The organism is Bosea sp. F3-2, from assembly GCF_008253865.1.
Lineage (GTDB): Bacteria > Pseudomonadota > Alphaproteobacteria > Rhizobiales > Beijerinckiaceae > Allobosea.
In genome coordinates this window covers 6,177,735-6,202,523 of sequence record NZ_CP042331.1, presented here as the reverse complement: position 1 = coordinate 6,202,523, position 24,789 = coordinate 6,177,735, and the positions used below count along the sequence as shown (strand labels likewise).

General features: G+C 66.0%; 25 protein-coding genes. 10 read left to right on the top strand and 15 right to left on the bottom strand.

Annotation, left to right across the window (positions count from 1 at the left end; all coding sequences use genetic code 11):
- Positions 1 to 280: 280 nt before the first annotated feature.
- Positions 281 to 1,195 carry a LysR family transcriptional regulator gene (locus tag FQV39_RS28970; RefSeq protein ID WP_472840614.1) on the bottom strand — a complete coding sequence of 305 codons (915 nt, stop codon included), beginning with the start codon at positions 1,193 to 1,195 and terminating at the stop codon, positions 281 to 283.
- 121 nt (positions 1,196 to 1,316) lie between these two features.
- Between FQV39_RS28970 and FQV39_RS28965 the strand changes: the two genes are divergently transcribed.
- Both FQV39_RS28965 and FQV39_RS28960 read left to right on the top strand, forming a co-directional pair.
- On the top strand, positions 1,317 to 2,519 hold the full coding sequence (locus tag FQV39_RS28965; RefSeq protein ID WP_349238572.1) for an MFS transporter: 1,203 nt from the start codon (positions 1,317 to 1,319) through the stop codon (positions 2,517 to 2,519).
- The gene (locus tag FQV39_RS28960) at positions 2,516 to 3,727 is read left to right on the top strand and encodes a serine hydrolase domain-containing protein (protein ID WP_472840666.1); all 1,212 of its coding nucleotides are present in this window, start codon (positions 2,516 to 2,518) and stop codon (positions 3,725 to 3,727) included. The genes FQV39_RS28965 and FQV39_RS28960 overlap by 4 nt, the downstream gene beginning before the upstream one ends.
- A gap of 147 nt (positions 3,728 to 3,874) precedes the next feature.
- Here the strand turns inward: FQV39_RS28960 and FQV39_RS28955 are convergent, their stop codons facing one another.
- From FQV39_RS28955 to lysM, 6 genes are all read right to left on the bottom strand, one after another.
- Complete coding sequence (locus tag FQV39_RS28955) at positions 3,875 to 4,813, bottom strand: c-type cytochrome (protein ID WP_472840665.1); 939 nt, start codon at positions 4,811 to 4,813, stop codon at positions 3,875 to 3,877.
- A 195-nt stretch (positions 4,814 to 5,008) separates the two neighbouring features.
- Positions 5,009 to 5,440 (bottom strand): c-type cytochrome, encoded by a 432-nt coding sequence (locus FQV39_RS28950; RefSeq protein ID WP_248313170.1) that lies wholly within the window; start codon positions 5,438 to 5,440, stop codon positions 5,009 to 5,011.
- Positions 5,441 to 5,572: 132 nt separating this feature from the next.
- Entirely contained in the window at positions 5,573 to 7,882 is a 2,310-nt protein-coding gene (locus FQV39_RS28945; RefSeq protein WP_149133448.1) for a xanthine dehydrogenase family protein molybdopterin-binding subunit, read from the bottom strand.
- A 249-nt stretch (positions 7,883 to 8,131) separates the two neighbouring features.
- A complete protein-coding gene (locus FQV39_RS28940; protein ID WP_149133447.1) occupies positions 8,132 to 9,091 on the bottom strand; it encodes a YiiG family protein in 960 nt (319 codons plus the stop codon).
- A 50-nt stretch (positions 9,092 to 9,141) separates the two neighbouring features.
- Positions 9,142 to 9,459 carry a rhodanese-like domain-containing protein gene (locus FQV39_RS28935; RefSeq protein ID WP_149133446.1) on the bottom strand — a complete coding sequence of 106 codons (318 nt, stop codon included), beginning with the start codon at positions 9,457 to 9,459 and terminating at the stop codon, positions 9,142 to 9,144.
- A gap of 141 nt (positions 9,460 to 9,600) precedes the next feature.
- Positions 9,601 to 10,044 (bottom strand): peptidoglycan-binding protein LysM, encoded by a 444-nt coding sequence (gene lysM, locus FQV39_RS28930; RefSeq protein WP_149133445.1) that lies wholly within the window; start codon positions 10,042 to 10,044, stop codon positions 9,601 to 9,603.
- A gap of 179 nt (positions 10,045 to 10,223) precedes the next feature.
- Here lysM and FQV39_RS28925 point away from each other — a divergent pair, with 179 nt between their 5' ends.
- Positions 10,224 to 10,652 carry a GlcG/HbpS family heme-binding protein gene (locus FQV39_RS28925; protein ID WP_149133444.1) on the top strand — a complete coding sequence of 143 codons (429 nt, stop codon included), beginning with the start codon at positions 10,224 to 10,226 and terminating at the stop codon, positions 10,650 to 10,652.
- Positions 10,653 to 10,753: 101 nt separating this feature from the next.
- The gene (locus tag FQV39_RS28920; RefSeq protein ID WP_149133443.1) at positions 10,754 to 11,815 is read left to right on the top strand and encodes an NAD(P)/FAD-dependent oxidoreductase; all 1,062 of its coding nucleotides are present in this window, start codon (positions 10,754 to 10,756) and stop codon (positions 11,813 to 11,815) included.
- A gap of 59 nt (positions 11,816 to 11,874) precedes the next feature.
- On the opposite strand, the gene FQV39_RS28915 is transcribed toward FQV39_RS28920, so the two are convergent.
- Positions 11,875 to 14,481 carry a YfhO family protein gene (locus tag FQV39_RS28915; protein ID WP_149133442.1) on the bottom strand — a complete coding sequence of 869 codons (2,607 nt, stop codon included), beginning with the start codon at positions 14,479 to 14,481 and terminating at the stop codon, positions 11,875 to 11,877.
- 328 nt (positions 14,482 to 14,809) lie between these two features.
- The gene (locus tag FQV39_RS28910; RefSeq protein ID WP_149133441.1) at positions 14,810 to 16,045 is read right to left on the bottom strand and encodes a urate hydroxylase PuuD; all 1,236 of its coding nucleotides are present in this window, start codon (positions 16,043 to 16,045) and stop codon (positions 14,810 to 14,812) included.
- 250 nt (positions 16,046 to 16,295) lie between these two features.
- Between FQV39_RS28910 and uraH the strand changes: the two genes are divergently transcribed.
- The 3 genes from uraH to FQV39_RS33365 all read left to right on the top strand — a co-directional run bounded on the left by uraH (position 16,296) and on the right by FQV39_RS33365 (position 18,404).
- Positions 16,296 to 16,649, top strand: coding sequence for a hydroxyisourate hydrolase (uraH, locus tag FQV39_RS28905; protein WP_149133440.1), 354 nt, complete (start codon positions 16,296 to 16,298; stop codon positions 16,647 to 16,649).
- Between the two features lie 6 nt (positions 16,650 to 16,655).
- Entirely contained in the window at positions 16,656 to 18,080 is a 1,425-nt protein-coding gene (puuE, locus tag FQV39_RS28900; RefSeq protein ID WP_149133439.1) for an allantoinase PuuE, read from the top strand.
- Between the two features lie 165 nt (positions 18,081 to 18,245).
- The gene (locus FQV39_RS33365; RefSeq protein ID WP_187640108.1) at positions 18,246 to 18,404 is read left to right on the top strand and encodes a hypothetical protein; all 159 of its coding nucleotides are present in this window, start codon (positions 18,246 to 18,248) and stop codon (positions 18,402 to 18,404) included.
- Between the two features lie 199 nt (positions 18,405 to 18,603).
- Here FQV39_RS33365 and FQV39_RS28895 read toward each other — a convergent pair whose 3' ends face one another.
- A complete protein-coding gene (locus tag FQV39_RS28895; protein ID WP_149133438.1) occupies positions 18,604 to 20,007 on the bottom strand; it encodes an SNF2-related protein in 1,404 nt (467 codons plus the stop codon).
- A gap of 279 nt (positions 20,008 to 20,286) precedes the next feature.
- Here FQV39_RS28895 and FQV39_RS28890 point away from each other — a divergent pair, with 279 nt between their 5' ends.
- The gene (locus tag FQV39_RS28890) at positions 20,287 to 21,675 is read left to right on the top strand and encodes a M20 family metallopeptidase (RefSeq protein WP_149133437.1); all 1,389 of its coding nucleotides are present in this window, start codon (positions 20,287 to 20,289) and stop codon (positions 21,673 to 21,675) included.
- Positions 21,676 to 21,688: 13 nt separating this feature from the next.
- Here the strand turns inward: FQV39_RS28890 and FQV39_RS28885 are convergent, their stop codons facing one another.
- The 5 genes from FQV39_RS28885 to FQV39_RS28865 form a co-directional block, all read right to left on the bottom strand.
- Positions 21,689 to 21,946: a hypothetical protein gene (locus FQV39_RS28885; protein ID WP_149133436.1), complete on the bottom strand. Its 258-nt coding sequence runs from the start codon at positions 21,944 to 21,946 to the stop codon at positions 21,689 to 21,691.
- Positions 21,947 to 22,029: 83 nt separating this feature from the next.
- Positions 22,030 to 22,563, bottom strand: coding sequence for an MgtC/SapB family protein (locus FQV39_RS28880; protein WP_210251153.1), 534 nt, complete (start codon positions 22,561 to 22,563; stop codon positions 22,030 to 22,032).
- A 279-nt stretch (positions 22,564 to 22,842) separates the two neighbouring features.
- Positions 22,843 to 23,079, bottom strand: a complete 237-nt coding sequence (locus FQV39_RS28875; RefSeq protein ID WP_149133435.1) for a DUF982 domain-containing protein — start codon at positions 23,077 to 23,079, stop codon at positions 22,843 to 22,845.
- A 4-nt stretch (positions 23,080 to 23,083) separates the two neighbouring features.
- The gene (locus FQV39_RS28870; protein WP_149133434.1) at positions 23,084 to 23,836 is read right to left on the bottom strand and encodes an SOS response-associated peptidase; all 753 of its coding nucleotides are present in this window, start codon (positions 23,834 to 23,836) and stop codon (positions 23,084 to 23,086) included.
- Positions 23,837 to 23,903: 67 nt separating this feature from the next.
- Positions 23,904 to 24,134: a hypothetical protein gene (locus FQV39_RS28865; protein WP_149133433.1), complete on the bottom strand. Its 231-nt coding sequence runs from the start codon at positions 24,132 to 24,134 to the stop codon at positions 23,904 to 23,906.
- 56 nt (positions 24,135 to 24,190) lie between these two features.
- Here FQV39_RS28865 and FQV39_RS28860 point away from each other — a divergent pair, with 56 nt between their 5' ends.
- Both FQV39_RS28860 and FQV39_RS28855 read left to right on the top strand, forming a co-directional pair.
- Complete coding sequence (locus tag FQV39_RS28860; protein WP_149133432.1) at positions 24,191 to 24,442, top strand: hypothetical protein; 252 nt, start codon at positions 24,191 to 24,193, stop codon at positions 24,440 to 24,442.
- Entirely contained in the window at positions 24,439 to 24,789 is a 351-nt protein-coding gene (locus tag FQV39_RS28855) for a hypothetical protein (RefSeq protein ID WP_149133431.1), read from the top strand. The genes FQV39_RS28860 and FQV39_RS28855 overlap by 4 nt, the downstream gene beginning before the upstream one ends.

Here is a 24,789-nt window from a genome sequence, read left to right as displayed (position 1 = left end):
CGAAAGCAGTCGTTTCGGACGTCGGGAATGGGCTGCTTTTGACCGTTCAGCGGCTCGCCGCGAATGTCGCAGTTGGGTCGTGACCGGCCCTCGAGCACCTTTCCTGAATGTCGGCTTTCCGGCGCCGGGCCAGAGTCAACTATTGGCGCAACCCAGCGCGGTGATGTCAGGCAGTCATCCTGCTCGCTCTACACCCGGCCCCCTGCGAGGGTCCCTGCGTCCTCGCTGATGTCCGTGCCCTTTTCCTGCTGACGCTCTGCGTCGCATCGGCGCCCCCAGTTTACCCCCGGCACGGCTCCGGGGGCGGGTCTGCAAACAGCGTCCTGGCCATGAAGCCGACGAAGGCTGCGATCTTGGGTAAGGTGTGACGGCTTGCCGGCCAAAGGATGCGGAACGCGCCGACATCGGCGATGTGCTTGTCGAGCACGCTCACTAGCGTTCCATTCGCCAGTTGCCGCCGCACCGCGAAGAACGGCAGGCAGGCGAGGCCGAAGCCTTCTTCGGCGAGGCAGATCTGCGGCTCCAGCGTGCTCGCCACGCTGGTCACGGGCAAGTCGATGACGATCTCCTCACCGTCCCGACTCAGGGGCCAGCGCTCCAGCTTACCGGTCGAGGGGAAGCGGTGATGGTGGCAGGCATGTGCCATCAGGTCCTCGGGATGCTGGGGCGTTCCCCTAGCTGCGAGGTAATCGGGCGATGCGACGATGCGGTGCGAGAAGGTGCCGAGGCTGCGTGTCATCAACCGCGAATCCTCGGCCGCGCCAGTGCGGATCACGGCATCGAAGCCTTCGTCGATCACATCGACCAGCCTGTCGGTAAAGTCGAGATCAAGCTCGATCTCCGGATAGGCGCGCATGAAGGCCATCACCGCCGGCATCATCAGCATGCCGATCAGTGGCAGGCTGACGCGCAGCTTCCCGCGCGGCGCCTCGCGCGTATGCGACAATTCGAGCTCGGCCGCCTCGATCTCGCAAAAGATTTTCCGGCAGCGCTCGAGAAAGAGCGAGCCCTCCGGCGTCAGCGTGATCGAACGCGTCGAGCGGTGGAACAGCCTGACGCCGAGCCGCTCCTCCAGCCGCGCCACCGCCTTGCCGATTGCCGAGGCCGAGACGCCGAGTTGGCGTCCCGCGGCGACGAAGCTGCGCGTTTCGGCCGCCTGCACGAACGCACTCAAGCCCGCCATCTGGTCGATCATCAGTGCCGCCTCCGATTGCGGATATAAATGTCCGCTAAGAGAGGAGCTCTAGCTTATTTTTCCGTCACGCGTCGAAGGCTAACGTCGGGGTCGATCGAACCCCGACAGGCTGGCAGGCGGCATGATGACCAGAGCTAATATTTGCAATGGCGTTGCCATTGGACCGTCCGCGTCGGCGCTGCTTCCGCTGTCGGGGCTGCTAGCGCTGGCGACGGCGGCCTTCATCACCATCCTGACCGAGGCATTGCCGGCCGGGCTGCTGCCGCAGATGAGCTCCGATCTCGAAATCTCGCCATCGCTCGTCGGCCAGCTCGTCACCGCCTATGCCGTAGGCTCGCTCGCCGCAGCAATCCCACTCACGGCGGCGACGCAGGGGCTGCGCCGCCGGCCACTGCTCTTGGCTGCGATCGCGGGTTTTGCCGTCGCGAATACGGTAACGGCGGTCTCGACCGATTATGGACTGACGATAGCCGCGCGCTTCGTCGCCGGAGTGTCGGCCGGGCTTCTCTGGGCGCTGGTCGCCGGTTATGCGGCGCGCATGGCGCCCGCCCATTTGCGCGGTCGCGCCATTGCGATCGCCATGGTCGGGACGCCGCTCGCGCTGTCGCTCGGCATCCCCGCCGGCACCTTCCTCGGGACGGCGCTGGGCTGGCGCCCGCTGTTCCTGGGCATGAGCGGGCTGACGCTCCTGCTGATCGTCTGGGTGTTGTGGCAGGTGCCGGACTTCGCAGGCCGGGCGGACAGCCGGCGCGCAAGCTTGCGGGAAGTCTTCCTGCTGCCCGGCGTCGCACCGATCCTGCTGGTCACGCTGCTCTTCGTGCTCGCCCATAATATCCTCTACACCTACATCGCGCCCTTCCTGTCGGTCGCAGGCCTCGGCGCCCGCGTGGACATCGCCCTGCTCGTCTTCGGGGTGGCGGCGCTCGGCGGCATCGCGCTCACCGGCATGTTGATAGACCGGCGCCTGCGCAGCCTCGTGCTCGCCAGCACGGCATCGTTCAGCGCCGTCAGCCTTGTGCTCGGCCTGTGCAGTGCCGAGCCAGGCGCGGTCCTGACGGCGATAGCGGTCTGGGGTCTCGGTTTCGGAGGCGCTGCGACGCTCTTCCAGACGGCTCTCGCCCAGGCTGCCGGAAATGCCGCTGACCTGGCGCAGGCGATGCTGGTCACGGTCTGGAACGCGGCCATCGCCGGCGGCGGCCTGATCGGCGGCCTCCTGCTCGACGAACTCGGGGTCGGATCCTTTCCCTGGGCGTTGCTAGCCCTGTTGGTTCCGACGCTGCTGATCACGCTTACGTCGCGCCGCCACGGCTTTCCAGCGGTCTGAGCCGTCCCCTCCAATTTCTCTCAGGCGACGAAGGAACAGCCATGCATGCACGCGCTCCCGCCCCATCTCCGGATCTCTCTGCCCGCATCGACGCGGCGATCGCTCGCGCCATCGACGAGAAGCGAATCGTTGGCGCGGTCGTTCTCGTCGCCCGCGACGGCGAGACCGTCTATCGCCGCGCCATGGGTCTGGCTGACCGCGAGTTGAATGTACCAATGCGCGAGGACACCCTCTTCCGGCTCGCCTCGGTCTCAAAGCTCTTCGTTTCGGTCGCTGCCATGGTGTTGATCTCGCAAGGGAGGCTCTCGCTCGACGCCCCGGTCACGACATGGCTGCCGGAGTTCCGGCCCACCTTGCCTGACGGCTCCGCGGCGACCATCACCATCCGGCATCTGTTCACCCACACGGCCGGGCTGGGCTACGGCTTCCTCGAGCCGGAGGACGGTCCCTATCACCGCGTCGGTGTCTCCGACGGGATGGACCGCGCGGAGATTTCACTGCATGAGAATCTGCGGCGACTCGCTTCGGTGCCACTGCTCTTCACCCCCGGCACGGCATGGCTCTATTCACTGTCAATCGACGTGCTCGGCGCAATCGTGTCGGCGGCGTTTGGCGGGTCTCTTCCTGTGGCCATCGGTGCGCTGCTCGCACGACCGCTCGGCCTCGCCGATACCGGCTTTGTCGTGCCGGATCCCGCCAGGCTCGCGGCAGCCTATGCCGATGACAGCCCGGCGCCGCGCCGCATGTCTGAACCTGACCGCATTCCGATGCTCGAAGGACTCGCCGACATCGTCATGGATCCGTCGCGGGCGTTCGATCCTGAGGCTTTCCCCTCGGGCGGAGCTGGCATGATCGGCCGGGCGGATGAGACCCTGCGCCTGCTCGAGGCGCTGCGAAAGGGTGGGGAGCCACTGCTGCCGACCGCGCTGGTTTGCGAGATGGGGCGTGTGCAGACTGGAGAGGTCGCCGTCGCCGGCTGGCCCGGCTGGGGCTATGGCCTCGGCTTCTCGGTGCTGAAGGACGCCGCCGCGGCCGGCACCTCGGAATCACCCGGCACCTGGCGCTGGGGCGGCGCTTATGGCCATTCCTGGTTCGTCGACCGAGCCCGCAAGCTCAGCGTCGTCGCCTTCACCAATACCGCTCTGGAAGGCATGTCCGGAGGCGGGCGCTTCCCTCAGGAGATTTGCCGGGCAATTTACGGTGGCTGACGCAACCGTTCCGGCGTCATTCCGGTGCCCGACAAAACTCTGCTTCTGGGCAGATCCTCAAGTTCTGCGAATGGCGCGGATCGGCAGAAACTGAGTGTGCCGCCGAAATTCTGTTCCCCACCCCAAGCAGACGCTCGGAAGCCTCCCCTAATCGCTCGCCGCCTTCTTCGGCCGGACCGGTCCCTCCACCGCCGGCAGCGACTTCAGATACTCCGCCATCGCCATCCGGTCGGCATCGGGGAGCTGCGCCATGTTGCGCACCACCGCCGCCATCGAGCCGCCGACATTGTCGAAGCTCGGGGTGAAGCCGGTCTTGAGGAGCTCGGCGATCTCCTCCTTCGACCACTTCGCCAGACCGTTCTCGGACTGGGTGATGTTCGGCACCCAGCCCTTGCCCTCCGGATCCGGCCCGCCGGCAAGGCGCGTCGCCGGAATGATGGCGCCGAGCGCGTTGCGGGCTGAGTGGCACTCGGCGCAGTGGCCGGGGCCGTTGACGAGATAGGCGCCGCGGTTCCAGGCCTCGCTCTTGGTCGGGTCGGGCCGGAACGACGCACCTTCGAAGAACAGAAGCTTCCAGCCGCCGACCATGCGGCGGATATTGAACGGGAACGGCAGGTCATGCGGCGGTGCCCTGCCCTCGACCGGCGCCAGGGTGCGGATATAGGCGAAGAGATCAGCCAGCGCCTTAGGCGGCATCAGCCGGTAGGAGGTGTAGGGGAAGGCCGGGTAGAGATGCTGGCCGCGCGGCGAGACACCAGCCGCCATCGCATCGACGAAGTCCTGCACGCCCCAATTGCCGATGCCGTCGCGCGTATGCGGCGAGATGTTGGGCGCATGGAAGGTGCCGAAGGGCGAGGCCATTGCCAATCCGCCGCCGAGCTTCAGCTTGTCGTCCTGGCCGGGCGTGGCATGGCAGGAGGCGCAGCCGCCCGCCGCGAACAGCAGCTTGCCGTTCTCGATATCCGCCGCCGGCAGCGCGCCGATCTCCGGCGACGGTGAGACGACGCGCGGATCGGTGAGGACGTAGAAGCCGGCGAAAGCAAGAGCCGCCAGCACGACGAGGGTCACGAACAGGCGGCGCAGCAACAGCATCGGCATCTCCACAAGGCGCAGGCGGCGGAATCCGAACCGGAAGACGGCAAGCCACCAGTCTCGAACCGCGACAGTTCTAACGTGGCGCAGTCGCGATGGCTCCCGCAAGCCGGGAAAATCAGGTCATGAAAAAGCGGGCGGCCAATGCAGCCGCCCGCTTGCGATCTTTTGCAAAGGCGGCAGGCCGCCTCACTTCTTGATGCGATAGGCCTCGTGGCAGCCGCCGCAGTTCTTGGTCGCGGCGCCGAAGGCGGTGCGGAACCCGTCGAGGCTGGTCACGCTGGCGCCGGCCGCCGCATCGCTCTCGAACTTGACAAAGGCGGCCTTGAAGCCGGCCTGGTCTTCCCAGATCTTCGGCGCGGCGGTGGTTTCGCCGCCGGTCTTGGAATTGTCGGGGAAGAGGGCCGGCGCCTTCTTGGCGGCATCGGCATAGGTCTTGAAGACCGCCTGCGCCTTGGCGGAGTCGAAGGGAGCCTCGCCCTTGGCCATAGCCGCGCCCTCGCGCGTGGCAGCACCGAGCGCCTTCATCGCCTGCTGGCGCTCCGCGATCGGGTTTGACTGCGCCATGACGGCGGTGAGGCCAAGCCCAAGGCCGGCGAGCACGAAAGCGGTGCGGATCATTCAGTTTCCCTTCAAGACGAGCCGGCGCCGAATGGCGCCGTTTAGAACGCGTCCAGATCAAACGATGATCGCGACGTAAGCCAAGTCGCTTTTGCGTGAATGGGTTTGCATCGATGCAAACCAGCCCTTGCATCAAAGCCGGTAACCAGCCTCCTTCAGCGCGGAGAACACCTTGAGCGGCGTCGCCGGCATGTCCATCGCCTTGATACCGGCGGCGCGGTCGAGCGCATCGACCACAGCGTTCATCACGGCCGGACAGGCGCCGATCGCGCCGGCCTCGCCCGCGCCCTTCACACCCATGGCATTGGTGAGGCAGCGGACATTGCGCGTCTCGAAATGGAAGTTCGGAATGTCGACCGCCCGCGGCAGGGCGTAGTCCATGAAGGTCGCGGTCAGCATCTGCCCATCGGGATCGAAGCGGATCTCCTCCATCAGCGCCTGACCGATGCCCTGGGCCGAGCCGCCATGCACCTGCCCCTGCAGCATCAGCGGATTCAGCGTCACGCCGAAATCGTCGACCACGACATAGTTAAGGATCTGGGTCGCCCCGGTGCCGGGGTCGATCTCCAGCTCGCAGACATGCGTGCCGTTCGGATAGGTCGCCTCCGGCGGCGTCCAGCTCTGATGGACCTTGAGCATGGTCGGCGTCGCGCCCGGCAGCGCCGCAATGGCGGCGAGGTCGAGCGACTTGTCGGTGCCAACGATCCGGACCGCACCGTTGGCGACCTCGAGATCGCCCACCGCCGCCTCGAGCTTCTCCGAAGCGAGCTGCTTGAGGTTGTCGGTCAGGATCTCCGTCGCCTTGTTCAGCGCCGCACCACCCACGGGGATCGAGCGGGAGCCGCCAGTGCCGGAGCCGGTCTCGACCCGGTCGGTATCGCCCTGCACGACGCGGATGCGGTCCATCGGGATGTCGAGATGCTGCGAGACGAGCTGCGAATAGGCCGTCTCATGCCCCTGCCCGTTCGACTGTGTGCCGATCAGCACGGTGACCGTGCCGTCCTTCTCCAGGATCACGGTCGAGCTCTCGGGGCCGCCGCCGCCGCAGGCTTCGATATAGCTGGCCATGCCGATGCCGCGGATCTTGCCGGCCTTGGCCGAAGCCTTCTGGCGGGTCTTGAAGCCCGTCCAGTCGGCCACATCCATGGCTCGACGCATATGGCCCTCGAACTCGCCGGAATCGTAGACCGGGCCGGTCTGCGTCTTGTGCGGCATTTCGGAGGGCTTGACGAAGTTGAGCGCCCGCACCGCATCCGGCGTCTTGCCGGTCTCGCGGGCGATGGCATCGACCAGCCGCTCGATCAGATAGGCCGCCTCCGGCCGCCCGGCCCCGCGATAGGCATCGACCGGGGTGGTATTGGTCAGCACGCCGCGGAAGACAACATGCACGGCGGGGATGTTGTAGCAGCCCGGCGTCATCGTGGTGCCGACCCACGGGATGAAAGGCCCATACTGCGAGAGGTAGGCGCCCATCTCGGCCGAGAGATCGACCTTGAGGCCGATGAACCGGCCCTTGGCGTCGAGCGCCATCGTCGCCGTCGTCAGATTGGCGCGGCCATGGGTGTCGGCGAGGAAATGCTCGTTGCGATCGGCGACCCAACGCACCGGGCGCTTCAGCTTCTCGGCCGCGATCATCGCCAGCGGATATTCGCGGTAGAGGAAGATCTTGGTGCCGAAGCCGCCGCCGACATCCGGCGTCACCACGCGGATGCGCTTGGGATCGACCTTGAGCACATAATTCGCAATCAGGTTGCGCATGTCATGGCTGCCCTGGCTGCCCAGCGTCAGCGTCCAGCGCTTGTCGGCCTTGTCGTATTCGGCGATGCAGGCGCGCGTCTCCATGTAGTTGGAGGCAAGCCGATTGTTGACGACGGTCAGCGAGACCGTGCGTGCCGCCTTGGTGAAGGCCTTCTCGGTCTTCTCGCGGTTGCCCTGCTCGGCGACGAAGGCGACATTGCCCGCTCGGTCGGGCCAGACCTGCGGCGCATCTTCCGCCAACGCCTCCGCGATGCCGGTCACGGCCGGCAGCGGGTCCCAGTCGATCTCGATGGCTTCCGCCGCGTCTCGGGCCTGCGCCAGCGTCTCGGCGACGATGAAGGCAACGGCCTCGCCGACATGGCGCACGGTGTCGGTCGGCAGCACCGGAACCGGGAGAGATTGCGACATCTCGCCCGAGACGGTCTTGACGTGTCCCTTGCACGGCAGGTCGCCATACTCAGCGACATCCTTGCCGGTCAGGATCAGCTTCACGCCCTTCAGTTTCCGGGCGGCCTCGGCGTCGCCGATGCTGAAGCGGGCATGGGCATAGGGCGAGCGCAGGACGAAGGCGTGTAGCGCGCCTTCGACGGCGGTGTCATCGGTATATCGGCCGGTGCCGGTCGTCAGACGCTGATCCTCAACCCGCCGCACCGGCTGGCCGAAACCGAATTTCATGGGACGCATGAGGCATATCCTCAGTTAGGTCTAACGCGCTTTCCGATCAGGATGGACCACAGGCGCCCTCATTGCGAGCGCAGCGAAGCAATCCAGGGGGACGTAGAGCTCAGCGGCCCCTGGATTGCTTCGTCGCTTCGCTCCTCGCAATGACGATCCTGCCTCATCAAGAACTTCTCTCATGAAAGACTGAAACAGAAATCGCGCCACGTCAGCCCCGGCACGTGCCGCGCCGGGGATGCGTCGCACGCATTACCCTCAGCGCGATGTGCGGATCGCCGTCTCCGAGAGCGAAACCATGGTGTTGTAGTTGTTGACGATCCAGTTGGCGTCATTGGCCGCCCCACGCCGGACATCGCCCTTGCTCTTGGCGAGCTTTTCACTGAAGTCGCGCAGCTTGCCCAGCCAGGAGCTCGCCTGGCTCTCGATGAAGGGCACGCCGCCCGGATTCTTCTCCTTGAAGGCATCCATCTCGCGGATCGCTCCGGCATAGTCGCCAATCGCGGCATTGAACGTCTTGAGATCGACGACCGGCTGCTCGTTGCTCGGCATCAGATCCATCACGGCGCGCGCATTGATCATGATGTTGCGCACCTGCCAGCGCGCGGAACGCCCCTCGCGCTGCTCCACCGAGGCGAGTTCGCGCTGGTCGAGCCCGCGCTTGTAGACGCGCATCAGCGCATCGAGCTTGGCGCGCTCATCGAGGAAGGCCTTGGCCGCCGGCACCATCGCCGCATGCAGCTTCTGCCCCTCGGCGAGATTGTCGTCGCGATAGTCCTTGCGGTCGTAATAGCGCTCGGCGCGGGTGATCAGCGGCGCCAGCTCCTGATAGGCCTTGATATAGCGGCCCATGGTTTCGTCGATCGCCGGCAGCTTCGGCTCGCGCGCCATCGCCTCCTCGGCCTTCTTGATCTCGCCGTTGACGTCATAGAGGCTGTAGAGCCCGTAGGTGATGTAGCGCTCCTTGCCGGTCGGGCCCTTCTTCACGTCGACCCAGCTGCCGTAACGCTCCCAGGACTGGATGGCGCGCAGCGTGCGGTTCATCAACGCCGTATAGGCGTTCGACTTGGTGATCGCGGCCTGGAGATCGTCATCCTGCGCTTTGCTCGCGCTGCCAGCCGGAACGGTCGCCCCGCCTTGCGCCCAGACAGCCGCGGGCGTGGAGAGGATCAGTGCGGCAGCGCAGGCGGCACCACGGAGAAATGCTCGGGTCGTCATGTATCCAATTTCCGTCGTCTACAGCATGTCGCGCGGATCGGGCCTGAGCCTCAGTCCTCCGCGATCGGCTCGCCATGCATCAGCCAGTCCTTGAAGCCGCCGGCATAGTGGCTGTCGATGTCGAGGCCGGCCGATTGCGCGAACTCCAGCGCCCGCCGCGAGCGGACGCCGGCGGCGCAGGAGAGCACGACGCGCTTGCCAGGCTCGTTCGGCAGGTCGGCCGGATCGAACTGCGAGAGCGGCCGCGAGACCGAGCCCGGAATATGCCCGGCCGCGAATTCATGCGGCTCGCGCACATCGACGAGCAGGATGGAGCCGTCGCTTAAGCCCGCCTTGATAGCGTCGATGTCGAGGTCGTTCACGATCATGGGCAGCATCTCCGGCTCGAGCCTGTCGGTCCGTCGAGATAGGGCGGCGCGGCTGGGAATGCCAGCAAGTGGGTGGTCGCGCCGACCAGAAGGGCGGCAGCCGCGGACCGGCGGCCCGCGGCTGCCTTGCGTTCAGGTGCCTCAGCCCTGCGGCGGGATGCGCAGCACCCAGCCCGGCTGGATCAGGTCCGGGTTCTTCACCGGCGGCGTGTTGGCCTTGACGATCTCGGTGTATTTCGCGCCCTGGCCCTTGCCGTAATGCTCCTCGGCGATCTTCCAGAGCGTATCGCCCTTCTTCACCGTGTAGAATACCGCGGCCGGCGCTTCCTTGGTGACGGCGAGGTCCGATTCAACCTGCGCCACGCCGGTGGTGTTGCCGAGCGCCAGGATGATCTTCTCCGCCTGCTCGGTCGAGACGGCGTTGCCGGAGACCTTCACCTTGTCGCCATCGATCTGGATGTTGACGTCGGAGGGCAGGCCGTGCCCCGCCAGTTCCTTCTGCAGATCATCGGCGGTTGCGGCCTTGGCCGAGCCCGAACCGAAGATCTTGGCGCCCGCTTCCTTGATGAAACTGAACAAACCCATGGAATGCACTCCTTGTCTCGGGTCGCTATCAAGCCCTGTCGCAGCGCCGTACGCAAGCCGTGGCGGAAAAGGTGTTTTCTCCCAACCCGACCATTGATTGCGCGTAAAGGGCTCGGAGGGCCCTTTCCTGCTCGCCGCGCGACTGGCAAGAACGCCTGCGTCCAAACCGGAGTTTCCCCATGCTCAGTCTCGCCCAGGCACAGACCATCCTCCAGGTAGCGCTCGCCCATGCCGAGGCCAACGGCTTCAAGCCGCTCGCTATCGCCGTCCTCGATGCGCGCGGCGCGCAGAAGGCCTTCGCGGCCCAGGACGGCACCAGCCTGAAGCGCGGCGAGATCGCGCTCGGCAAGGCGCATGGCGTCATCGCGCTCGGCGTCGGCTCGCGCGCGCTGCACAAGATGGCGCTGGATCGCCCCTATTTCGTCGAGGCGGCGACCCATGCCGTCGGCGGCTCGCTGGTACCGGTGCCCGGCGGCGTGCTGATCCGCTCGCCCGAAGGCCCGGTGCTCGGTGCCATCGGCATCTCTGGCGACACTTCAGACAATGACGAAGCCGCGGCCTGCGCCGGCATCGCCGCGGCGGGTCTCACCGCCGACACAGGGGCCTGATCCCCGGTTTTTGCACTTGCCATTCAGCCTTCGAAGCCTCATGTCCTCCTGCGTCTGAGTTCGTTAAACCGTACAGTTTGGACCGGATCGAAGGCAGGATCATGAGCGAAGCGGTTGCCGCCAACGAAAACGAAGTCATCACCACCGACGTCGTCATCGTCGGTGCCGGCCCCTGTGGCCTCTTTGCGGTCTTTGAACTCGGCCTGCTCGACATCCGCGCGCATCTCGTCGACATCCTGCCGAAGGTCGGCGGGCAGTGCGCGGAGCTCTATCCGGAGAAGCCGATCTACGACATCCCCGGCTTCCCGATGGTCACCGGCCAGGCGCTGGTCGACAACCTACTCACGCAGGTCAAGCCGTTCGGGCCGACCTTCCACCTCAGCCAGATGATCGAGTCGGTCGAGCCGACCGGCACCACCGAGGCGCCGCGCTTCCGCGTCACCACCGACGCCGGCACGGTCTTCGATACCAAGACGATCGTCATCGCAGCCGGCGGCGGCTCCTTCCAGCCGAAGAAGCCGCCGATCCCCGGCATCGAGTCCTATGAGAACGGCTCGGTCTTCTACGCCGTGCGCAAGATGGAGGCCTTCCGCGGCCGCAACATCCTGATCGTCGGCGGCGGCGACTCCGCCCTCGACTGGACGCTGAACCTCCAGCCCATCGCCAACCGCGTCACGCTGATGCACCGTCGCGACGATTTCCGCGCCGCGCCGCATTCGGTCGAGCAGATGCGCGCCCTCGTCGCCCAGGGCAAGATGGATATGAAGCTCGGTCAGGTCACCGGTCTCAAGGGCGAAAACGGCAAGCTCGAAGCCGTCATCTGCCGCGGCACCGACAACCAAACCTTCGAGATCGCCTGCGATACGATGCTGCCCTTCTTCGGGCTGACGATGAAGCTCGGCCCGATCGCCGACTGGGGCCTGAACCTCAACGAGAACCTCGTCCCGGTCGACACCGAGAAGTTCGAGACCAGCGTGCCCGGCATCTTCGCCGTCGGCGACATCAACACCTATCCGGGCAAGCTCAAGCTCATCCTCTCAGGCTTCCACGAGGCCGCCCTCTGCGCCCAGAAGGTTCACCGTTACGTCTATCCGGAGAAGCGGCTGACCTTCCAGTACACGACGTCCTCGACGAGCCTGCAGAAGAAGCTCGGCGTCGCCTGAGCGGGCCGCCTCCCGCAAGCAGCTGAATGCGAGAAGCCGCGGCCAGGGCCGCGGCTTTTTCAATGCGCCGTCGTCTCGCCCGGGATCTGGGCGGCGGCCGTGCTGCTGCGCGCTGTGCCCTGCGCAGGGCTGAGGCCGAGCGAATTACGCAGGCTCTCGGAAGGTCCGGCCAGCACGGGCCCGTTGACTTGCGGGGCGGCGGCCGTGCTGCTGCGCGCTGCGCTCTGCGCAGGGCTGAGGCCGAGCGAATTACGCACGCTCTCGGAAGGTCCGGCCAGCACGGGCCCGTTGACTTGCGGGGCAGTGACGATCTGCGGTGCGTCGCGCTCATCCATCGGCGGCAGCGGCAGATGATCCTCCGGTTCCTCAGGCTCGATCCGCGCCTTGAGCTCCGCAAGCGCTCCCGCCAGCGGCTGGAAGGCGAACCGGATCTTGTGCGTGCCGGCCGGCACCTGCACCGCGCGGAACAGCACATTGGCCCTCAGCATCTCGGCCTCGACCCCATCGACCTCCACCTTCCACCAGGGATGCCAGATGTCGTTGAGCACGACGAACCCGGCCGCCGGCGTCGTCACCTCGATCTCGACATGCGCGTTGCGATATTGCGTGAGCTTGACGTCGGCCTGTACCGCGACCGGTCCTTCCGGCGTCGCGACGGGCGGCTCGACATCGAGCAGCACGGCCTGCTGCGGATCGGTGTCCGGCCAACGGCCCGAGAGCTTCATGCTCTCGAAATCGGCGAACTGCCAGCCGCCCACGAACTGCACCCGCGGCAGCGCATGCGGGTTTTCGTAGACATAGCCTTCCTTGGTTCGCGCGATCAGGTTGAGATCGCCGCTGCGCAGCGAATGGTCGACCTGATCGATCGGCACCGGCGAGGCGATGTAGCGCAGGCCGAGCAGGTTCGCGAGCCGGCAGCGATAAGACGGGAAGAGCGGCGTGAACTTGCGGTCCGCGGGCTTTGCAATGCCGTCGCCGGTGCCCACGGCCTCGGAGAAATCCTCGAGCCGCAAGGGGTTGTAGCCGAGCGTGTGGTCGAAGCCGTGGACCATGCCGGCATTCGGCCATTCGAAGCCCATGCCGAGCAGCTCGACCCGGTCGCGGCGCGGCGAGCTGGCGGGCTGGGCCGTCAGATGCTTCAGCAGCGCGATCGTCTCGTTCTTCGTGCCGGGCTCCAGCACGTCGTACATCTGCGGCGGCAGCGCGGTGGATTCGTTGGGGCCGTTGTTGATGCCGAGATCCGCCGCCACCACGCCGGTGACCAGAACGGCAGCGGCAGTGGTGCCGAGCGCGCCGCGCCAGCGCTGCAGGGCGAAGAACGCGCCGCCCGCGACAGCGAACCAGCCCAGCGCCAGCGCAACCGGCTTCCAGGCATCGGCGAGATGGCCGGCGCCGCGCGAGACCACGAGCGCGAGGACGACCGTGGCCAGAACCATTCCCGCGCCGAGCAGCAGGTCGCGGCGGAAGGAGGTCCCTTCCTCCGCGGTCAGGATGCGATGCAGCACATAGCCGGAAAGCACGGCTGCCAGCCCGCCGATGAGGAAGGTCGCGTCCGCCGGCCGGCGGAACTGCTTCACGCCCGGCAGATACTCATAGGCGAGGTGGAACAGCGGCGTGTAGCGGCCAAGGGCGAACAGCACCATGAAGACGAGCATCAGCGTCAGCGGGCGGACCGCCTTGTCCCAGAGCCAGCCACGCGTCAGGCCTGGCGCCAGCAGCAGCAGCAGCGGCAGCGCGCCGAAATAGACCTGCGCCATGTTCTGCGACAGGTAGAGGACCTGCGGGTCGTTATAGGGCCCCCAGAACTCGACATTCGGATCCTTGGCGCCGAACAGGTCCCCGATGAACGCGGTGAGCAGCGACACAGGGTGCAGCGAGCCGCGCCCGGCCACGCCGAAATCGATCTCGGGCCGTGTCGTCGCCTCGGCGAAGAGCCAGGTCCAGAGCAGCGGCATGACGATGACGGCGAGCCCCACCACACTGGCGGCTGCAATGGGCAGCAGGCTGGCGCGGAAGGCGGGCCAGCCGCCGGACATCCAGTGCGCCACGACCATGCCGAACAGCACATAGCCGCCGAGCAGCGCGACCTGATCCGGCTCCAGCACCATCAGCCCGGCTGCGAGGCCGGCGAAGACGCCGGAGAGAATCGAGGAACGCTGCAGCATCCGCGCCGTCAGCCAGAAGGCGATGGCGAAGAAGGCGAAGCTGGCGATCTGGCCGACATGCTGGACCCGCCAGGCCGCCGAGGCGCCGAAGGCGAAGACCAGCGCCGCCATCAACCCGCCGGCCGGATGCCAGCCGCGGTCGCGGAAGAACAGGATGAACGCGAGGCCGCCGGCGAGCAGATGCGCCAGCACATAGGCGTCGACCTCGCGGAAGCTCGGAGCGGGCGAAAGCAGCGCGAGCAGGATCGCGGGCGAGAAGATCAGCGACTGCGGATCGGCGATCTGCGGCGAGCCGGCGAAGACGTTGTGGTTCCAGAAGGGCGACTGGCCGGAATGGAGCGCGTTCGCAAGGAACTGCACCTGTGCCTGGAAATGAGCTTTCGCGTCGAACGGAATCGTCACCGATCCCGAAAGCCAGGGCCAGCACAGGACGCCCCATGCCACGACGAAACCGATGGCCGCCAGCAGGTAGCCGGCGCCCCTTGCATCTACGCGTCTCAACTGGACCCCCACGGTCCTCGGCACGAACGGTCCCGTTCTGGGATCCTGTCTCCAGCCCTGTCAGTGACCGAACCATGCTGTCGCGCACCTGAACCGAATCTGAACGCGATCACGCATCCGTGAGCGGAGCTGCGGACAAGCTGAAGAAAGCGGAAAGAGCGCCTTTTCGGGGACGCGCCTCATGTTGCGTTTCGATGGAACCACGGCGTCATCCCGGGCAAGCTGCGAAGCAGCGCCGATCCGGGATCCATCGGAGGGCTCAGCGCTCCATGATGGATCCCGGGTCAAGCCCGGGATGACGGTGTGGTTCCGTGCAAACTCCCGGGCGCTAGCGCGCCGCGGCGAGCCAGCCGGCGAGCGCCTGACGCTCCGCCGATGTCATGCCGGAAAGGTTGTTCGGCGGCATCGCATGGGTCATCACGGCCTGCGTGCGGATGGCGCGGGCGTGCATGGCGATCTGCTCGGGCTCGTGCAGCAGCACGCCCTTCGGCGCGATCTGGATCCCGGGCCAGGAGGGCTCCGGCGCATGGCACATGGCGCAGCGCCCGGTCACGATGTTGGAGACCTCCGCCGGCGGCAGCGTCATGCCGGCCATCAGGACGGGTTTCGGCATCTCCCGCGGCTTGAGGCCGAGTTGCTCGCGCCCGCCCGGCGAGGACGACATCGCCACCCAGAAGGCAAACCAGAGCGCCAGGATCGCCACCGCCCAGCACCACCACGGCGATTTCGCATGGTCTCCATGCCGGACGTTGAAGAAGTGCCGGATCAGCGCACCGGCCACGATCACCAGCGCCACCAGCAGCGGGATCACCGCCGAATTGGCATAGGTCACCGGATAGTGGTTCGACAGCATCAGGAACAGCACCGGCAGCGTGATGTAGTTGTTGTGCGTCGAGCGCTGCTTGGCCGCCTTGCCGTATTTCGGATCGGGCTTCTCGCCGGCGACGAGCGCCGCGATCACCTTTCGCTGCCCCGGCATGATGTTGAAGAAGACGTTGGCGGTCATGATCGTCGCCATCAGCGCGCCGGTGTGGATCAGCGCGCCGCGCCCGGAAAAGACGTTGGCGAAGGCCCAGCTCGCGGCGACGACGTAGCCGAAGCCGACCAGCCCGAGCAGCACGTCGTATTTGCCGAGCGGCGACTTGCACATCAGGTCGTAGATCAGCCAGCCGACGACCAGCGCCGCGATGCCGATGGCCCCAGCCGCCAAGGCTGAGAGCTGCATCACCGCCGGGTCGATCAGGTAGAGCTCCGACTGCGCGTAATAGACCCAGACCAGCAGGAAGAAGCCGGAGATCCAGGTCCAGTAGCTCTGCCATTTGTGCCAGGTCAGCTCCGCCGGCATCACGGCGGGCGCCACCATGTACTTCCGCATCTCGTAGAAGCCGCCGCCATGGACCTGCCAGGCGCGCCCGCCTGTGCCTGGCGGAATATCGTCGGCCGGCTTCAGCGAGGCGTCGAGATGGATGAAGAAGAAGGAGGCACCGATCCAGGCGATCGCCGTGATGACGTGGAGCCAGCGCAGCATCATGCCGCCCCATTCCATCACATAGGCTTCGAGCATGGCGCTGCGCTCCGCGAGGGCTGGTGGTGAACCCGAATCCGGAGGATGCGGCTCCGGCGTCATGAAGCTAACCTGCTTTCGGCCCGCCCGAAATCGCCCGAATGCGCCCGAGATTTGACATCCGGGAACATGATCTTATCGCAAAAGCCGATATCGATTTTCGCAATTCGCGCTTTACAGTCGCGCAAAGCGAGGCGGCGCCGGAATCGGCCGCCCGCCGGACACCGGGCTTTCAGGAGAACTGCAGGGAATGGGACGCCTCTCGACGCATGTGCTCGACACGGTCAATGGCCGGCCGGCCGCCGGCATCGCGATTACGTTGGAGCGCCTGAACGCCGATGGCTCGCGGGAACGCATGGCGCAGGTCGTGACCAACGCCGACGGCCGCACCGATGGCCCGCTGCTCTCCGGGGCGCTCGTGCCCGGCACCTATGAACTCAGCTTCGCCATCGGCGCCTATTTCCGCGACCTCGGCGCCGCCCTGCCGGAGCCTGCCTTCCTCGATCTCGTCCCGATCCGCTTCGGCATCGCCGAGCCGGACGGGCACTATCACGTCCCGCTCCTGGCCTCGCCCTGGAGCTACTCCACCTATCGCGGCAGCTAGACCATCATGACCCAGACGACCTACCCCCGCGACATGAAGGGCTATGGCCGCAATGCCCCTCACCCGCATTGGCCCGGCGAGGCCCGCATCGCCGTCCAGTTCGTGATCAATTACGAAGAAGGCGGCGAGAACAATATCCTCCACGGCGACGCCGCCTCGGAAGCCTTCCTCTCCGAGATCGTCGGCGCAGCGCCCTGGCCGGGCCAGCGCCACATGAACATGGAGTCGATCTACGAATACGGCTCCCGCGCCGGCTACTGGCGGCTGTGGCGGATGTTCACCGAGCGCAACCTGCCGGTGACCGTCTTCGCTGTTGCGAGCGCGCTGGCGCGCTACCCGGAGATCGTCGGTTCGATGCAGGAGGCCGGCTGGGAGATCGCAACGCATGGCCTGAAATGGATCGACTATCGCGACACGCCGAAGGAGCGCGAGCGCGCCGACATCCTCGAGGCCATCCGCATCCAGACGGAGCTCGCAGGCGAACGCCCCCTCGGCTGCTATCAAGGCCGCACCTCCGAGAACACCATTCCGCTGACGATGGAGGAAGGCGGCTTCCTCTACACCGCCGACGTCTATGCCGACGAATTGCCCTACTGGCTTGCGGGCCCGAAAGGTCCGCAGCTCGCCGTGCCCTATACGCTCGACGCCAACGACATGCGCTTCGCCACGCCGCAGGGCTTCAACAGCGGCGACCAGTTCTTTGCCTATCTGAAGGATAGCTTCGACACGCTCTATGCCGAGGGTGAGACCGCGCCGAAGATGATGTCGATCGGCCTGCATTGCCGCCTCGTCGGCCGGCCGGGCCGTGCCGCCGCGCTCGCCCGCTTCCTCGACTATGTGAAGAGCCATGACCGGGTCTGGGTCGCGACCCGGCTCGACATCGCCCGACACTGGGTCAAAACGCATCCTCCGGCCGGCGGCTATGTGCCCTCGAAGCTGCCGAAGGCGCTCTTCGGCGAGGTCTTCGGCCGCGTCTGGGAGAACTCGCCCTGGATCGCCGAAGCCACCCACGATGCCGGGATCGACTCGGCGCAGGACACCGCCGAAGGGCTGCATGCGGCGATGGTCGCGGCGATGCGCAGGGCTTCGCCCGAACGGCAGAAGATCCTGCTCAACGCCCATCCGGATCTCGCCGGCAAGCTCGCCGCGGCCGGAGAGATGACGCAGGAATCGACGCAGGAGCAGTCTTCGGCCGGGCTCGACCGTCTCTCCAGCGACGAGCGCGTCCGTTTCACGGCGCTAAACGAGGCCTACAAAGCTCGCTTCGGCATTCCCTTCATCATGGCCGTCAAGGGCGTGAGCAAGGCCGCGATCCTCGACGCCTTCGAGGCACGGCTGAAGAACACCCCCGCGCAGGAATTCGCGACCGCGCTGGCTGAGGTCGAGAAAATCTCTCTGTTCCGGCTGAAGGAGCTGCTGCCGGCAGGCTGAGCCCGGCCAACTGCAGCTCCGTCATGCTCTGGCTTGAACCGAGCATCTCGGAAACCAGCTCTCTCTGGTCCAGAGTTTCTCGGGTCTACGCCCGAGAATGACGCGTTCCCCGGAACCTCCCCTGCTCCCGCCACGTTGATGCGCGGGAGAACGGAAGAGGTTTTCGTGTTCCGCGTGGTTCTGATCATCCTCGTGCTGGTTATCGGTTACGACGCGATCGTCCATCAGGGCGCCTATACGCGCGATGTCTGGAACAGCATGGTGCGGCTGACCGGTTCATCGGTCGAGGGCGCCAAAGAGCTTGGCGAGCGCACCCGCAACTGAGCGCCGAAGTGCTGCACGCCTTTTCGTCAAATGCGCGGGTCATCCCGGACGCAGCCCTCGGGTCCGATCTTCGATCGGCCCAAGGATAAACTCCGCGGAGATCCGGGATCCATGCCTGAACCTCCATCGGGAACGCTCCGGCATGGATCCCGGGTGAAGCCCGGGATGACCGCGTGTTTCCGCGCCATGTCGGCAAGGGTCAAGCCGCCGACCGTGCTTCGACGATCTCCGCAATCGCCTCGAGCATCCGCGTGTCGTCGCCCGCCAACCCCTCCATCGCTGCCATGCGCTGGATCACCGTGCCGGCGATCGCCTCCTCCACCGTATCCTCGGCATAGGCGTAAAAGATCGTCGCATGCTGGCCGTCGCGATGGCAGCGGCCCTCGATCTGCTGCAGCTGAATCGCGCTGTGGCGCATGTCGTGGATGACCAGCGCCCGCTCGCGCTCGCCGCCCGGCATCTCGCCGCGATGCAAAGAGATCGACTCGGTCACGGTGAAGATCACGGCATCGAGCGCACCGGTCTGGAAGGCGATGCGCGTCTCCTCGTTCTGCGCGCCCGAGCGCTCGCCATTGATCTCGCCGACACGCCAGCCGCGGCCCTTCAGCGTCTCGGCCAGCATCGCGCTGGTCTCAAGGAAGGCGACGGAGATAGCCGCCTGCTCGTCATTGCCGAGCAGATCCTCGCAGAAATCCGCCGTACCGGGGATGCGCAGCAGGCTCGCCTTCTGCCGGAAGCGCAGATCGGCCGCCCAGCCCTGCGGCTTGCGCGTGGAGCCGCCGGCGAGGCCCAGCTCCCTGCGGAACTCGCGCCAGGTCGCGTCGTAGAGCTTGCGGGCGGCGTTATCGAGCGCCACCGGCGCCAATTCTCGCTGCACCTCCGGCCAGCCGGCGATCTCCTCCGGCCGGCGGCGCAGGCCAATGGCGTTCGTACCGCGATAGAGCAGATCGGCCATGACCTTGCGGTCGGTCTCGTTCGGCTCCCAGCTCCAGTTCTTCCAGCGGCCCTTGGCCTTGCCGATCTTCAGGCGTTTCATCAGCGCCCGGAAGCCATCGAGATCGGCGGTGGGCATGCCGGCCGCCTTCGCCAGCAGCGGCGCGAGATAAGAGAGTTCATGCGGCGACTGGCCGGCCGTGGCGCTCATATAGATGGCGAAATCAGCCGCTTCCGCCATCTGCCGGCAGACCAGCCCCTGCTGCGAGTTCGGATTGCGGATGCGGTGGGCTTCGTCGATCACCACGAGCGGCCAGATGCGCTTAGGCCGGCCATGCTTGGCGAGCTCGTTGTTCTTCGCCCGCGTCGAGCGTTTCCGGCTGTCCGCCACCGGAGCGAGCAGCGACTTGGTCTTCTCGAAATTCATCAGCGTCACGCGCTTCGCCGGCAGGCCCGACAGCGTCATGGTGCGCCGCCATTGCGGGATCGCGCCTTTCGGACAGATCACCAGCACATCCTGTTCCGGCATCGCCGAAAGCGCGAGCCAAGCCGAGAGCGTCTTGCCAAGGCCGGTAAGGTCGCCGAGCAGGAAGCCGGACGCGCCCTTCGCCCGTGCCGCGAGGATGGCGTCGCATGCGACGAGCTGATGAGGATGCGGGATGAAGGTCATTGAGGGACAAGAGGCCTTTTGATCATGCGGCGCCGATACAAAACCGCGCCGTCATTCCGGACAAGCCGCGAAGCGGAGCCGATCCGGAATCCATCGAAGGGCTCGGTGTTCTACGATGGATTCCGGGTCTGCGCTTCGCTCCGCCCGGAATGACGGCTACGTGGCGCTCGCATGATCCGCCCTGCCCGGCAGGCATGGCGCGCCCGGCTCTCTTGGCACTGGCGCATTCGCGCGTCCACCGGCACTGTGTCGGCCATAAATCCGGGAGACCTTACGACCATGACCCGCGCGCAGGCGATCGCGAAAGCTCAGGACTATTTCGATTCAGGCCGGATGAAGAGCGACCTTAGCCGCCTCGTCGCGATTCCCACCGAAAGCCAGAACCCGGACCGCGCCCCTGTCCTCGGCGAATATCTCGCGCAGGAGATGCAGCCCCTGCTCGAATCGCTCGGCTTCACCTGCCGCACCCTCACCCACTCCAAGGCGCGCGGCCCCTTCCTCTATGCCGAGCGCATCGAAGACCCCGCCCTGCCGACCATTCTCGGCTACGGCCATGGCGACGTGATCCGCGGCCTTGATGCACAGTGGAGCGAGGGCCTCTCGCCCTGGAAGCTCAGCGAGCGCGAAGGCCGCTGGTACGGCCGCGGCGTCGTCGACAACAAGGGTCAGCACCTGATCAATCTGAGCGCGCTGCGCGCCGTGCTGGAGACCCGCGGCAAGCTCGGCTTCAACGCCAAGTATCTGATCGAGATGGGCGAGGAATCGGGTTCGCCGGGCCTGCGCGAGCTCTGCAGCGAGCAGAAGGACCTGTTCAAGGCCGACATCCTGATCGCCTCGGACGGGCCGCGCCTCAACGCCGAGCGCCCGACGGTGTTTCTCGGTGCGCGCGGCGGCGTCACCTTCGACCTCTCGATCAATGCCCGCGAGGGCGGCCATCACTCCGGCAACTGGGGCGGCATCCTTTCCGACCCGGCGATCCAGCTCGCCCACGCCATCGCCTCGATCACCTCGCCGACCGGCCAGATCCGCATCCATGAATGGGTGCCCAAGGAGTTGCCGCCGGCGGTGCGCAAGGCGCTGATCGGCTGCGAGATCGATGGTGGTCCGAACGGCCCGACCATCGATCCGAACTGGGGCGAGCCGGGGCTGACCCCGGCCGAACAGGTCTTCGGCTGGTGCTCCTTCGACGTGCTGGCGATGAAATCGGGCGTGCCCGAGACACCGGTCAATGCCGTGCCGCCGAGCGCCTGGGCGCGCTGCCAATTGCGCTTCGTCGTCGGCATCGACCACGACGATGTCGTGCCGGCCCTGAAGCGGCATCTCCAGCGCCATGGCTTCCCCATGGTCGAGGTTTCGCTCAGCCGCTCCGAAATTTTCGGCGCGACGCGCCTCGACCCGGAAGATCCCTGGGTCGACTTCGCCCTCGCCTCGATCGCCGAGAGCACCGGCAAGAAGCCGGCGCTTCTGCCCAATCTGGGTGGGTCGCTGCCGAACGACATCTTCGCGGACATCCTGGAGCTGCGCACCATCTGGGTGCCGCATTCCTATCCGGGCTGCTCGCAGCACGCCCCGGACGAGCACCTGCCGGTCGCCATCGCCCGCGAGGGACTGACCGCCATGGCCGGGCTCTACTGGGATATCGGCTCGGGCGAGGCGCCGGCGGTCTAGCAACCGCTCGCTTCTATTCCTGCGGCTGACGCGGATCCCGGCCGGGCGGCAGGTCGACCGGCGTCGCCGGCGGCGTTTCCGGTGGGGTGTTCGGCGGCAATTCCTGCGGTGGCTCGGTCGGGATGCCCTGCGGCTCCTCGTCCGGCGGCGACTCGACCGGCGGCGCCGGCGGCACATTGCCAGGCGTCAAAGGCGGCGCCTCGGGCGGCGGATTCGGGATCGCCGGCGTATCGCCCGGCATCGCCTCAACGCCGTGATTGAACTGCATCATGCGAAATCGGTCCTTTCGGACAGAAACGCCTCAACCGACGAAAGGCTCCGCCCGGCAGGCGCTGGAGAGACGCAGCCGCCTCCTCAGTCCGGCGAAGGACCTGTCTCTTCGTCATGTTCGGGCATTGGGGGGCGCCCCTGGAGCCGGCGTTCCACTGAATGATCGAGGGCGAGCAGAACGAGCACCAGGACCGTGGCCGTCAGCGTCACCAGCCATTTCCCAAGTCCGGCGGCGCAGCCCAGAGAAGCCGTCACCCAGACTGCCGCGGCCGTGGTCAGCCCGTGTGGATTCATTTCACCATTGCGATGGATGATCAGGCCGGCGCCGAGAAAGCCGATGCCGGTCAGCACGCCCTGAACCACGCGGCTCGCAGCATCGGGATGAAGTGTCTCGCTGAACAGGCTCGCCGCCGCCGCGGTTCCGATTCCCACCAGGCCGAAGGTCCGCAGGCCCGCGCTCTTGCGCTGGAGGGTCCTCTGCCAGCCGACAGCCACGCCTGCGACCAGGCCTGCCAGCAGCCGAAGCATCAACTCAAGCTCGTCCACGCTGCTGTTCGCTCCACCATCGCCAGGAATTGACGATAGCACAGCCGCGAAGCCGGCGAAGATATCGCGCAAGCCGCGTGGCTTTAGCGAGGAAGCGGTCCAGCGATGTTCAGGAAAACCGTGGTGGGTGATGTAGGGCTCGAACCTACGACCCGCTGATTAAGAGTCATGTTCCCGCGCCTGTTTTATCTCATGATTTCCGCAAAGCCAGCAAAAAAACCGTCACGGCAGATCAAGGGCTTACAGGCGAATTTCAAAAATAATCATCGGTTGATACTACACGTTTTCGGTGAAAATTCTTCGGCCCGGGACAATGGCCGTCCCATCCGGAGCGCAAGCCCTGCCTCAAATCTAAAGCAGCTTCCCCACTTCTTCGGCCGCTGTGACAAACGCCTCGCGCGCCTGCTTTGCCGTTCCGCCGCCGCTCATGGCGTCCATGCAGGCTTGAACCGCGCCGCGCCATTTCGGGCCACGATCCTCCCAAGTCAGGAGCTGCTCTGCCGCACGCTCGACCGAACTAATCACGATTGTCAGACCCGGCCGATCGCCCTCTATCGAGACGGGAGGATCGAACCAGAGACGTGGCATTGACTTAGAGGAGCGACGCTTGCGCCAGCCGATCTGCGTCGGGCTCTGCGCCGTCCTTCTTCACGCCGCGAGCGACGATATCGAGCGAGCCATCTGACAAGGGACGCTGTAGCGCCCTCGCCTGCTCCCAGGGCGCCGTCATCCAGGCCTCGCACTCTTCCGGCGTCGTCAAAATCACCGGCATCGCCTTCGGATGGATCGCGCCGACCTCGGAGTTCGGATCGGTCGTCAGGAAGGCGTAGAGGTCGATCGTCTCTTCGCCGTTCTTGATCTTGCGGACGCTGGTCCACTGCGGCGTCCAGAGGCCGGCGAAGAACGCGGTCGGCCGCTCCTCTCCGAATGCGAACCAAACGTCCTGCTTCGCGCTCCAGTCGAACTCGCTGAAGCTAGTGAAGGGAACAAGGCAGCGGCTCTCGACGCCGAGCCAGCGCTTCCAATGCGAACTCGAGGTGTTGCGGACGTTCGTCGTGCCGCCGTCTGGCTCCATGCGCAAGAGCTGATCGAAGTCGACCTCCTTGCCCTTCGCGCGGAGCTTGTCAGCTCGTTTCGTCGCGGCATCGAGCAGCGCCTTCTTGGACGACGGCATGCCCCACCGCGTCATCGCGAGCGTGGGGGTACCGCCCTCATTGCGAATGATGGGGGCCGCATAATCCGGGAAGATGCCGGGTTGTGGCACTACCTGGGCCGCTACGTCGAAGCGGGCGAAGAGCTTCCGAATAGCCTCGACGTTGCGGGTGTGGCTGTAGAGATTGCACATGGGGCCTCCTGAGCCGAAAACTCAGGTAGTGGGCGGGAGCCGTCAAGCGCCGGCCCACCTGATCTTGTCAGGAGCGGCTGGGTTTATCCTTCACCCACCACTCCTTCACGTTCCCGACAGCCTGACAGAGGATCTGCTGGCCATGGCGGAAGCGGACCACGCGGCCGTAGCGATGCTTCAGAGCTTCCTCATACGCCGCCCGGGCGACGCAGACATTTCCGGACTCGGCAATCCACTCCTCGACCCCTTCAGGCGTGATGCTGTCTACGATCCAATTCGCCGGGATCTTGTTTCCCATCGCCGCCTCCTGATATGAGAACACAGAGAGAACAAACAGACATCGGGAGTCAAGCCATGAACGTCGACACCTTCTTTCTGCAGCCCTTCAAGACGCATCGGAAGAAGCTCGTCCCGGCGCAGCGCGTCCCGGCGAAAACGAAGCATCACGCGCTGAACGAAGGGGAGCGGCTCGGGCGCTCTGCCGAGGGCGTCGCCGTGGTGCATGTCGTGGCTGACGACGAGACCGGCGAAGTCGCATCGATCGACGTCCTCGCCCGCCATGGCGCTATCCCCGAAGAATTCGAGGAACAGATCAGGGCGCTATGAAGCCTGAACTCACCCTTCGACGCACCTACAACGACCATCCACGCCCAGAGGATGACGACAGGTTCTGGTCGGTCATCCATAAGGGGCTGACGGTCGGATGCATCAACCAGACGCATGGGGCTTCGGACCAGGCGCCATATTGGACATGGGTGATTCACGTCCACGCCGGGCAACATGCGAACGGCGTCAGGCAGGTCACGGCCACTGACGGTCATGCGGAAACCCGCGACGCAGCCATGCCGGCCTTCCGCAAGGCTTTCGAGCGATTCCTGACCTATGTCGGCGAAGAGGGTTGGGCGGCGCATGTCGAGCACATGGCGCGGATCGGACGCTCTGCGAGAGGCTGA

Bases quoted from the DNA above. Each gene is read 5' to 3' on its own strand.
- FQV39_RS28970 (WP_472840614.1), bottom strand. From the start codon at position 1,195: ATGATCGACCAGATGGCGGGCTTGAGTGCGTTCGTGCAGGCGGCCGAA.
- FQV39_RS28965 (WP_349238572.1), top strand. From the start codon at position 1,317: ATGATGACCAGAGCTAATATTTGCAATGGCGTTGCCATTGGACCGTCC.
- FQV39_RS28950 (WP_248313170.1), bottom strand. From the start codon at position 5,440: ATGATCCGCACCGCTTTCGTGCTCGCCGGCCTTGGGCTTGGCCTCACC.
- FQV39_RS28945 (WP_149133448.1), bottom strand. From the start codon at position 7,882: ATGCGTCCCATGAAATTCGGTTTCGGCCAGCCGGTGCGGCGGGTTGAG.
- FQV39_RS28940 (WP_149133447.1), bottom strand. From the start codon at position 9,091: ATGACGACCCGAGCATTTCTCCGTGGTGCCGCCTGCGCTGCCGCACTG.
- FQV39_RS28935 (WP_149133446.1), bottom strand. From the start codon at position 9,459: ATGATCGTGAACGACCTCGACATCGACGCTATCAAGGCGGGCTTAAGC.
- lysM (WP_149133445.1), bottom strand. From the start codon at position 10,044: ATGGGTTTGTTCAGTTTCATCAAGGAAGCGGGCGCCAAGATCTTCGGT.
- FQV39_RS28925 (WP_149133444.1), top strand. From the start codon at position 10,224: ATGCTCAGTCTCGCCCAGGCACAGACCATCCTCCAGGTAGCGCTCGCC.
- FQV39_RS28920 (WP_149133443.1), top strand. From the start codon at position 10,754: ATGAGCGAAGCGGTTGCCGCCAACGAAAACGAAGTCATCACCACCGAC.
- FQV39_RS28910 (WP_149133441.1), bottom strand. From the start codon at position 16,045: ATGCTCGAAGCCTATGTGATGGAATGGGGCGGCATGATGCTGCGCTGG.
- uraH (WP_149133440.1), top strand. From the start codon at position 16,296: ATGGGACGCCTCTCGACGCATGTGCTCGACACGGTCAATGGCCGGCCG.
- puuE (WP_149133439.1), top strand. From the start codon at position 16,656: ATGACCCAGACGACCTACCCCCGCGACATGAAGGGCTATGGCCGCAAT.
- FQV39_RS28895 (WP_149133438.1), bottom strand. From the start codon at position 20,007: ATGACCTTCATCCCGCATCCTCATCAGCTCGTCGCATGCGACGCCATC.
- FQV39_RS28890 (WP_149133437.1), top strand. From the start codon at position 20,287: ATGACCCGCGCGCAGGCGATCGCGAAAGCTCAGGACTATTTCGATTCA.
- FQV39_RS28885 (WP_149133436.1), bottom strand. From the start codon at position 21,946: ATGATGCAGTTCAATCACGGCGTTGAGGCGATGCCGGGCGATACGCCG.
- FQV39_RS28875 (WP_149133435.1), bottom strand. From the start codon at position 23,079: ATGCCACGTCTCTGGTTCGATCCTCCCGTCTCGATAGAGGGCGATCGG.
- FQV39_RS28870 (WP_149133434.1), bottom strand. From the start codon at position 23,836: ATGTGCAATCTCTACAGCCACACCCGCAACGTCGAGGCTATTCGGAAG.
- FQV39_RS28865 (WP_149133433.1), bottom strand. From the start codon at position 24,134: ATGGGAAACAAGATCCCGGCGAATTGGATCGTAGACAGCATCACGCCT.
- FQV39_RS28860 (WP_149133432.1), top strand. From the start codon at position 24,191: ATGAACGTCGACACCTTCTTTCTGCAGCCCTTCAAGACGCATCGGAAG.
- FQV39_RS28855 (WP_149133431.1), top strand. From the start codon at position 24,439: ATGAAGCCTGAACTCACCCTTCGACGCACCTACAACGACCATCCACGC.